At 54.3% G+C, this 2,713-nt stretch carries 3 protein-coding genes; all 3 read right to left on the reverse strand.

Features of this window, described 5'->3' with window-relative positions; genetic code table 11:
- A partial coding sequence (locus EOB59_RS32260; protein WP_128290141.1) for a TrbI/VirB10 family protein occupies positions 1 to 1,105 on the reverse strand: 1,105 nt, incomplete at its 3' end.
- Positions 1,095 to 1,853 carry a TrbG/VirB9 family P-type conjugative transfer protein gene (locus EOB59_RS32265; RefSeq protein WP_128178030.1) on the reverse strand — a complete coding sequence of 253 codons (759 nt, stop codon included), beginning with the start codon at positions 1,851 to 1,853 and terminating at the stop codon, positions 1,095 to 1,097. The genes EOB59_RS32265 and EOB59_RS32260, both read right to left, overlap by 11 nt.
- Positions 1,854 to 1,878: 25 nt before the next feature.
- A complete protein-coding gene (locus tag EOB59_RS32270) occupies positions 1,879 to 2,550 on the reverse strand; it encodes a type IV secretion system protein (RefSeq protein WP_128178028.1) in 672 nt (223 codons plus the stop codon).
- Positions 2,551 to 2,713 lie beyond the last annotated feature (163 nt).

A 2,713-nucleotide genomic window follows, 5' to 3' on the forward strand; every position in this document is an offset into this window, starting at 1 on the left:
CGTTTCCTTCGGTGCCGGCGCGACCAAGCAGGTCCGTACCTGTGGAGCCGAGCGCGATCGACTTGCCATCGGGAGTGAGAGCCCGATCCCATCCGATTAACACGCGCTCTTGCTCAATATCGTCTCTGTTCCCGAAGGTGCCAATCAATCTTGTCCCTGCTGGCAGCAGAATGCGAGATCCGTCGAAGGAGAATACCGGTTCGATAACCTGCGCGCGAATATTTCCTGGCAGTTCCGTATTAATAGCCGTTTCAAGTACGGCGGAGATCATCGTGCCCTGGGCGACCATACGCGACGGATCAGGGAGAGTGCGAGACACAGAGGTTGCTGCTTCGGAGGCGGTACCAGCTGCAAGGGACCGGTCGTTCGCACCCCGGCCTTGGGGACGTTGTGAGACACCATCGACTGACGCGGAGCTCGCCCTGGATTCATCCATGACAACACTATTCGATTCCCTTTGTTTAGTATCGATTTCTTGGAATTGTCGATGATTTTCAGCGTTGAGCTTAGCAGCCTCCTCGGAGCCTTTGCGCTCCTCTTCCAGTCGCAAGGCTTCCCCCCGCAAACGCGCATTTTCAACCTCTATCTTATCCCGCTCCGAGCGAAGCCTTTGCACCATTTGTTCGCCATAGCGTTCAAGTAATTCTTGCACGTCGGCGGCCGACATGTTAGTCTGTTTCTTATCGCTGACTACTTGATCGATTTTCTTTCTTAGTTCATCGAATCTCTTGTCTATCTCGTCAGCCTTTGGTTCGATCGCTTTTGGTTGCGCCTCAGGAACAGAAAAATCAAGTGCTGGGCTGTCCTTGGTCAAGCGATCAACTTCCAGATCAACCTGCGACGCCTTCTGCTCATCGTCATCATGCAAGCCGAGAATCGCCGCCATTTGCATCGGGCCGAGCGCCGTCCCGAACGCTATGGCGCTGGCGAGCAGCGCGGCGGCAACAAAGAGCTCACGGCCTCTGCCGCGCTTAGATTTACCCGTTTGCCGGGCTCGACGTCTTTTAAGCAGTTTTTCGCGTTCAGGATCGACAGGCGCGTCCGCCGCTGTCTCCGCTCCGCCGGGATCCTGTCGATGGCCGATGTCGGGCGAGTCATCTGTCATGTCCCAACCCTCTCCACCGTGGTTTTGCCGAGTGCACAACGCTTGCTTTACCTACGCAGACAGTGTCATTGCCGATTCTCATCACCCAGTAGTCGCTGGTTCCGTCCACGATGATGCGATCGCCTTTACTGCGTGAATTGACCAGCTTTTCCTCCCGGTCACGACCAACCTTAAAAATTGCCGGTTGGGGCGCACCCTTGGGCAGGACGAAAGTCGTCTGCAATGTATTGTCTGTCACGGCCAACGGGCGAAACCCCGCGTCACCCGAAACCACATAGCCGTGATTTGCTGGAGCGACTGCGGCACGGCTATTGCCCAATGTCTTGAACTCCTGAGGATAGGTGAAGACGGTCCGGAATGCCTGGTCGGCGCCTGCCGCCATCCCCGCGCTTATCTGGCCGACCGAACGTATCTCAAATGTATAGACGCGTTGGTCAGAATAGACCGTCATATTCGTGAGCGCTTTTTCGATAATAGGCTTCAGGCTGATCACATTGCCTCTCTTCAGCTTGATCACCTCCCAGGAGGCGCTATCTCCGATGAGAATCGATTCGACATTTTCCCCTTCAGCGAACTGAATAGCGGTTACTGATTTCAAGTATAGATTAAGTTTGTATACGTTCCTCTCATCGTACACGTAGCGTTTTATCCGCAGGTCTGATGCAAACCCGACAGGCGACTGCTCAGCCACCGCCGAATTTACTGACAGCACAACAGAAATCAAGGAAACATAGATAGATTTACACATTATCGCTTTGTCTTTTTGCTAATTCTCAGCCGGCCGTTTCCGCATCGATCCGATAGAACAAGACGTTGAACCCAAGCGGATTTTTCCACACCGCCTCCAAGGTCGCCTTTTGTCGAGGCTTGAACTGATAGCCAATTGTAGCAAGGAAACTTCGCTCAACTGCGTCTCGCCCCTTTTCTTCACGGTATTTGGTAATGCGCACACGCGCGACATCCGATGGGTTGCGCCCCCTCGGGGTCAGAGAGACAGATTTGACCACAACACGCACGCGAACGTCCTTGCCGTAGAGTGTGGGCGGATATTGCTCTGACTCCGAACGCCAGGTTTGCGCTAGGGTTTGCGCGGCACTGTCGGATGAGCGCGCCATGACGTCAGGGATGCGGGTGCTGTTGTCGGCTGGATCGAAGGTTTCCCGGTCGACGACATAGGAAACGAGTTCCGCCTGAAGGACAGCCTCCTGCTCTTGGAGCGAGGTGGGCTGCACCTCGACGATCTTTTCAGCCTCGCCGGTGGTCTTGTCTACCATCACTACATAGGGCTTAGTTTGTTTGAGCGGCAGCATGACTATTAGTGCCACCAGGGACAAGAGACTGGCGGCAGTGGCAGCGACTGCGATCCTTGCGCAGTTGTTGCGCTGTTCGCGAAGGCTAAAAAAAACTTCGTCTTCAAATGCGTGCTGTATTTCTTGTTCAGACACACGTCTCTCCTATTCGGTTTGCGTTACCGATTCCGTTGCGGGTCAGCGGTCTTGTTCGGGAGATACAGTTCGGTTGCCGTATTGAGCGAGAGGATGAATCGGAACAGCCATCTGAGGATCTCTCGTAGCATTTGATTTCAATGACGACAGGCCGCTCATGCAA

The organism is Mesorhizobium sp. M7A.F.Ca.MR.176.00.0.0 (genome assembly GCF_004023165.1).
In the GTDB taxonomy this organism is placed as follows: Bacteria; Pseudomonadota; Alphaproteobacteria; order Rhizobiales; family Rhizobiaceae; genus Mesorhizobium.

Excerpts from the sequence above, each read along its gene's own strand:
- EOB59_RS32265 (WP_128178030.1), bottom strand. The coding sequence starts at position 1,853 with ATGTGTAAATCTATCTATGTTTCCTTGATTTCTGTTGTGCTGTCAGTA.